This is a genomic window from Bradyrhizobium sp. 137 (assembly GCF_023074095.1).
GTDB lineage: Bacteria > Pseudomonadota > Alphaproteobacteria > Rhizobiales > Xanthobacteraceae > Bradyrhizobium.
Genome location: NZ_JADPKU010000007.1, coordinates 38,782 through 44,990 on the forward strand (window position 1 = coordinate 38,782; position 6,209 = coordinate 44,990).

General features: G+C 65.6%; 7 protein-coding genes. 1 reads left to right on the forward strand and 6 read right to left on the reverse strand.

The window, feature by feature from the left end; translation table 11 throughout:
- Positions 1-106 precede the first annotated feature (106 nt).
- The 4 genes from trmD to ffh form a co-directional block, all read right to left on the reverse strand.
- Positions 107-862, reverse strand: a complete 756-nt coding sequence (gene trmD, locus IVA78_RS01785) for a tRNA (guanosine(37)-N1)-methyltransferase TrmD (RefSeq protein WP_247463929.1) — start codon at positions 860-862, stop codon at positions 107-109.
- Positions 863-868: 6 nt separating this feature from the next.
- A complete protein-coding gene (rimM, locus tag IVA78_RS01790) occupies positions 869-1,408 on the reverse strand; it encodes a ribosome maturation factor RimM (protein ID WP_247463932.1) in 540 nt (179 codons plus the stop codon).
- 9 nt (positions 1,409-1,417) lie between these two features.
- Positions 1,418-1,750: a 30S ribosomal protein S16 gene (gene rpsP / locus IVA78_RS01795; RefSeq protein WP_011083313.1), complete on the reverse strand. Its 333-nt coding sequence runs from the start codon at positions 1,748-1,750 to the stop codon at positions 1,418-1,420.
- A gap of 85 nt (positions 1,751-1,835) precedes the next feature.
- Positions 1,836-3,383: a signal recognition particle protein gene (gene ffh / locus IVA78_RS01800; protein ID WP_247463934.1), complete on the reverse strand. Its 1,548-nt coding sequence runs from the start codon at positions 3,381-3,383 to the stop codon at positions 1,836-1,838.
- 466 nt (positions 3,384-3,849) lie between these two features.
- Between ffh and IVA78_RS01805 the strand changes: the two genes are divergently transcribed.
- Positions 3,850-4,914, forward strand: a complete 1,065-nt coding sequence (locus tag IVA78_RS01805; RefSeq protein WP_247463937.1) for an MBL fold metallo-hydrolase — start codon at positions 3,850-3,852, stop codon at positions 4,912-4,914.
- A 52-nt stretch (positions 4,915-4,966) separates the two neighbouring features.
- Here the strand turns inward: IVA78_RS01805 and IVA78_RS01810 are convergent, their stop codons facing one another.
- Positions 4,967-5,683, reverse strand: coding sequence for an SIMPL domain-containing protein (locus tag IVA78_RS01810; RefSeq protein WP_247300064.1), 717 nt, complete (start codon positions 5,681-5,683; stop codon positions 4,967-4,969).
- Between the two features lie 5 nt (positions 5,684-5,688).
- A partial coding sequence (locus tag IVA78_RS01815; protein WP_247463940.1) for a GyrI-like domain-containing protein occupies positions 5,689-6,209 on the reverse strand: 521 nt, incomplete at its 5' end.

Below are 6,209 nucleotides of genomic sequence, written 5' to 3' on the forward strand. Positions count from 1 at the left end.
TAAATCTCCATCGGCGCGCCCAGCCTTTTCAACGGGGGCTGCGCGAAATTCGTCTATCCAGCCATTGCGGATGTGGCCGCTCCTATAAGGCAAGCCGGAGCGTTTGTCACCCGTCTGTCTTGTTTTTTGGCGTTTTTTGGCGCCCGGCCCGATTCGGGGCCTTGCTCGGGATCTGGGCCCACAAATCCGGCCGCCGGGCCGCCGTCAACGCCTCGGATTGCGCCCGCCGCCAAGCCGCGACCTTGGCGTGGTCGCCGGAGGTCAGGATCTCCGGGATCGGAGCCCCCTCGAACAGCTGCGGGCGGGTGTATTGCGGGTATTCGAGCAGGCCGTCCGAAAAACTTTCCTCGGTTCCCGATGTCTCCTTGCCCATCACCCCCGGCAGCAGCCGGACGCAGGCGTCGATCACGGCCAACGCGGCGATTTCGCCCCCGGACAGCACGTAATCGCCGATCGAGACCTCCTCCAGGCATCTCCCGTCGATCACCCGCTGGTCCACCCCCTCGAACCGTCCGCAGACGATGAGGGGGCCGGGACCCCTGGCCAGTTCCACAACGCGGGCCTGGGTCAATGGCCGACCGCGCGGGCTCATCAGCAGACGGGGCCGATCCGGGCTGATTTCAGCGGCATCGATGGCGGCGGCCAGGACATCCGCCCGCAGCACCATGCCCGGCCCGCCGCCGGCCGGGGTGTCGTCGACGCTGCGGTGGCGGTCGGTGGCGGAGGCCCGGATGTCCCGCGCCTCGAGTTGCCAAAGCCCGCCCGCCAGCGCCCGGCCGGCCAGGCTCACGCCGAGCGGCCCGGGAAACATGTCCGGAAACAGCGTCAGCACCGTCGCGCGCCAGGGTGAGGGGGTGGTCATTGCATCTCAATTACCTTCGCCGGGACGACTAGCGGTAGGGTCCTCGCCCTCAATCTCCTGCGGCAGGGCGATGACCACACGCCCGCCGGCAATGTCGACCTCAGGCACCACCGCGTTGGAGAACGGCAGCAGCAGCGTCGTGCCCTTGAGCGGAGCGATCTCGATGATGTCGCCGGCGCCGAAATTATGGATCGCGAGCACGCGGCCGAGAGCGTCGCCGTCCGTGGTGACGGCGGCGAGCCCGATCAGGTCGGTGTGGTAATATTCGTCCGCGTCGGTCGCGGGCAGCTTGTCGCGCGGGACGTAGAGCTCGACGCCGTTGAGCCGTTCGGCCTCATCGCGGGTCGTGACCCCCGCGAAGGTCGCGACCAGATGATCTTTGGCCTCGCGCGCCGTTGCGACCTCGAACTGGCGCTTGCCGTCCTTGGATAGCAGCGGACCGTAGCGCCTGATGGCAAAGGGATCTTCGGTGAAGGTCCACAATTTGACCGCACCGCGCACCCCGTGCGCGGCGCCGATCCGCGCGACGCAGACCAGCGCCGGCATGGTCTGGCCTTAACCCTTCGCGGCGGCTTCGGCCTGCGCCTTGCGCTCCTTGCGCGGCACGGCCTTCTGCGGGTTATTGCGCGCTTCGCGCTTCTTGACGCCGGCGGCGTCGAGGAAGCGAGACACGCGGTCCGACGGCTGCGCGCCCTTGGCGACCCAGGCCTTCACCTTCTCCATGTCGAGCTTGAGGCGGGCTTCGTTATCCTTCGGCAGCAGCGGGTTGAAATAACCGAGACGCTCGATGAAGCGGCCATCGCGCGGAAAGCGCGAATCGGCGACGACGACGTGATAGACGGGACGCTTCTTGGTGCCTGCACGGGCGAGGCGGATAACGACGGACATCAAGTTCTCCTTCAAAGTACAGTCTGTTGGGTTGATTGGTATTCCGCGTTGCGCGGGACGCTTGCGATCCCGTGCGACGAATTCCTCATTTCTTCTTGCCCGGGAAACCGCCGAGGCCCGGCAGCATCGGCTTGCCGCTGAGCCCAGTCAGTCCGGGAACGTTGGGCAGGCCGGTGCGAAGACCAGCCGGCAAATCCTTCGGCAGGCTCGGCAGGCCCTGTCCGCCGCCGCTCTGCATCTTCTCCTGAAGAGCCTTCATCTCTTCCGGAGACGGCATCTTCATGCCGCCGCCAAAGCCCATGGCCTGCGCGATGCCGGCGAGCGGGCCGCGCTTGCCCGAGCCCATGGCCTTCATCACGTCGGCCATGTTCCGGTGCATCTTCAGGAGCTTGTTGACGTGCTCGACGCTCTGGCCACTCCCTGCAGCGATGCGCTTCTTGCGGCTCGCTTTCAGCAAGTCGGGGTGACGGCGCTCCTCGCGCGTCATGGAATCGATGATCGCGACCTGGCGCTTCAGGATCTTGTCGTCGATGCCGGCGGCCGCGATCTGGTTCTTCATCTTGGAGATGCCGGGCATCATGCCCATCAGCCCGCTGATGCCGCCCATGTTGGACATCTGCAACAGCTGCTCGCGCATGTCGTTGAGGTCGAACTGACCCTTGCGCATGCGCTCGGCGGTGCGCGCGGCCTTCTCGGCGTCGATGTTGGCGGCGGCGCGCTCGACCAGCGAGACGACGTCGCCCATGCCGAGGATGCGGCCGGCGATACGATCAGGATGGAAATCCTCCAGCGCATCGGTCTTTTCGCCGGTGCCGATCAGCTTGATCGGCTTGCCGGTGACCGCGCGCATCGACAGCGCGGCGCCGCCGCGGCCGTCGCCGTCGACGCGGGTCAGCACGATGCCGGTGAGGCCGACGCGCTGATCGAACGAGCGCGCGAGATTCACGGCGTCCTGGCCGGTTAGGCTGTCGGCGACCAGCAGAACTTCATGCGGATTGGCCGCGGCTTTGATCGCGGCCGCCTCCGCCATCATCTCTTCGTCGAGCGTGGTGCGGCCGGCGGTATCGAGCAGCACGATGTCGTAGCCGCCGAGCTTGCCGGCCTCCAGCGCGCGCTTGGCAATCTGCGGCGGCTGCTGGCCTGCGACGATGGGGAGCGTTGGAATGTCGAGATCGCGGCCGAGCACGGCCAGTTGCTCCATCGCCGCCGGGCGATAGACGTCGAGCGAAGCCATCAGCACCTTGCGCTTGTCGCGCTGGACCAGGCGGCGGGCGAGCTTGGCGGTGGTGGTGGTCTTACCGGAGCCTTGCAGGCCGACCATCATGATCGGCACCGGCGGCACGGAATTGACGTCGATGGTCTGGCTTTCGGCGCCGAGCGTGTTGATCAGCTCGTCATGGACGATCTTGACCACCATCTGGCCTGGTGTGACCGACTTGACGACGGTAGCGCCGATCGCCTGCTCGCGGACGCGTTCGGTGAAGCTGCGCACCACCTCCAACGCGACATCAGCCTCCAGCAGCGCGCGGCGCACCTCGCGCATCGCGGCGTCGACGTCCTTTTCGGTCAGCGCCCCGCGCCCCGTCAGACGATCGAGGATGCCGCCAAGCCGTTCCGACAGATTGTCGAACAATGCCGTTATCCTGTTGCTGTCCCCCCGATGAGGGGCGCGCCGTTACTCTCCGCTGTCATGCCCCGCGCAGGCGGGGCATCCAGTACGCCGCGGCTTCTCGGCTTTAGCCGAGACGTCTCTGGAATACTGGATCCCCCGCCTTCGCGGGGGATGACCCTGAATGTGCCTTGGCGCATTGCCCCAAGACGTAGTTCCAAACACCTTTGCGCCCGAGGGCGCACAGCGCTGTCGGGCGTTGACCTCCGGCCTCCAGGGCCAGTCGGCGGGTCGAAAAGAAAGCCTTTCCGAGAAAGTGGCGGGGTTAAACGCCGCTCACGCCCAAAAGTCAAGGAAAGTTAGGGTGCCGCGGCGCCTTTGCCAGGACAAGGTCCTGAAATTTAGGGCCCTTTTGCCGCCGGTTCCATTTCCCTGGGCTTCGCCCATATAGATGGCGATGACTGATCTCCACTATCATCCCTGAGCCGCCGTGCCGATCACCCGCCGCCGCCTGTTCGGACTGCTAGCCGGGGCCGGCGCGCTCGTCGCTATTCCGTCCCTTTGGATGTCTCGCATGAAAACCTATGACGGTCCGGCCTCCGACCATTTCAACGGTCTGCACTTCTTCGATCCCGACGGCGCGCCGCCGAAATCGCTTCGAGAGGTGCTGCGCTGGCAATTCGGCGGCAAGCGGCAGCGCGCAGAATGGCCGGATTGGGCCCCGAGCCCCCATGCCGACACCCCGCCGGCGCGGGTCGACGGCGACAAGGTGCGGCTCTCCTTCGTCGGCCACGCCAGCTGGCTGATCCAGACCGGCGGCCTCAACATCCTGGTCGATCCCGTCTGGTCGATGCGGGTCTCGCCGGTCGCCTGGGCCGGGCCGAAGCGGCACAACGATCCCGGCATTGCCTTCGAACATTTGCCGAAGATCGACGTCGTGCTGGTCTCGCACGGCCACTACGATCACCTGGACATCTCGACGCTATCGCGGCTCGCCAAGAATTTTGCGCCGCGCGTCGTCACCCCGCTCGGCAACGACGTGACGATTCGAAGCTGGGATCCCACGGTCAAGGCGGAGGCGTTCGACTGGCACGACCGCGTCGAGCTCGGTGGCGGCATCGCCGTGCATCTGGTTCCGACCCGGCACTGGACCGCGCGCGGTGTGTTCGATCGCAACAAGGCGCTATGGGCGAGCTTCGTGCTGGAGACGCCGGCCGGCAAGATCTACGTCGTCTGCGATTCCGGCTATGGCGAGGGCAGGCATTTCCGCCGCGTCGCGGAGAAGCACGGGCCGCTGCGGCTCGCGATCCTTCCCATCGGTGCCTACGAGCCGCGCTGGTTCATGCGTGACCAGCACATGAATCCGGAAGATGCCGTGAAGGCGCTCGCGGATTGCGGCGCGCAGGAAGCGCTCGGGCATCATCACGGCACGTTCCAGCTGACGGATGAGGCAATCGATGCGCCGGCAAAGGCGCTGGTCGAAGCGCTGGATGCCGCGAAGATTCCGCAAGAGCGGTTCGTCGCGATGCTGCCGGGGCAGGTGGTGGAGATTTAGCGTGCCGGCAAACTGCGCGTGTCCCGGACGCAGTGCATCCGGGACACCAGAGTCATTGCTCTTTCGGCTTGATCGCCCAGCTCACATTCACCGTCACCGACAGAGTCTCCTCGCCGGGCGCGACGGCTGCGGGTGCAGCCATCGGAGCCGCAGCGACGCGGCCTTTGAACAGCGGTACCGGGCCGCCGCCCTCGGTGACGCTGAGCGGCGCCCCTAGCGTGACGCCGGTGGCTTTGGCGTAAATCTCCGCCTTGCGGCGGGCATCAGCGACTGCCTGCTCGCGCGCATCATCCAGCAGTTTTGAGGCCTGCGTCACCTCGAAGGAGATATTGCCGATGTCGTTGGCGCCGGCGCTGACCAGCGTGTCGATGATGCCTGCGACCTTGGTCACGTCGCGAATTTTCACGGTGACACGGTTGGAGGCGCGGAAGCCGACCACGGGCGAGGCGCCGGTGGATTTGTTCTGGCCGTATTGCGGCTGGAGCGACAGGCGCGAGGTCTGATAATCCTTCTCGGCAATCCCGGCGCCCTTCAGCGCCAGCAGCACCTTGCCCATCGCCGCGTTGTTGGCATCGGAGGCTTCCTTCGCCGTTTTGGCATCGTTGGCGACCCCGGCGTCGATCTGCGCGAGATCGGGGGCGGCGGAAATCGTGGCTTCGCCGCTCGCCGAAATGGCTGACGGAAAATCGTCGGCGCGGGCGGGGGCCGCCAGCAGCGTTGTGGCGAAAACGGCGGCGAGTGGAGCAAAAAGGACGGCAGGCTTTTTCATCATTCTCACTTCAGCGGCACGAAAACGTTGATCACGAGCTTGTCCTCGGCCGTCTTCAGGGGATCGGTGAGGTACTCCTCGATGAAGGTATCCTTGGCTTCCAACCTCTTGTCGTCGAGGTGATTGGTGATCGCCTCATAGGTGTTGTCCATGTTGTCGTAGGAGCCGCGATGGACGAATTTCAGCGCCTTGCCCTCCGGCGATTTGCCGATGCTCATGTCCTTGGGCAGGTTCTTCGGATCCTGCTCGACCGGGATCTCGCCGAGGAAGGTGAAGCCGGTGTCGTCGGTGGAGGTGTAGACGATCATCGAATTGCCGGCATGCTTGATGCCCTGCTTGTCCAGGAGCGTGTTCAGCGCCTTGAAGGCGTCGATCAGGGTGTCGAAGGCCGAATCCCAATTGGCAGTGCCCTTGACCATCACGACCTTCTTGGGCTCGAGCACGGTCTCGAGGCCAAAAGGATCGGCGGTCTGTACCGGGGCGGGGGTGGCGGCCGCCCCGGTACAGACCGCCGATGCTTGAGCGC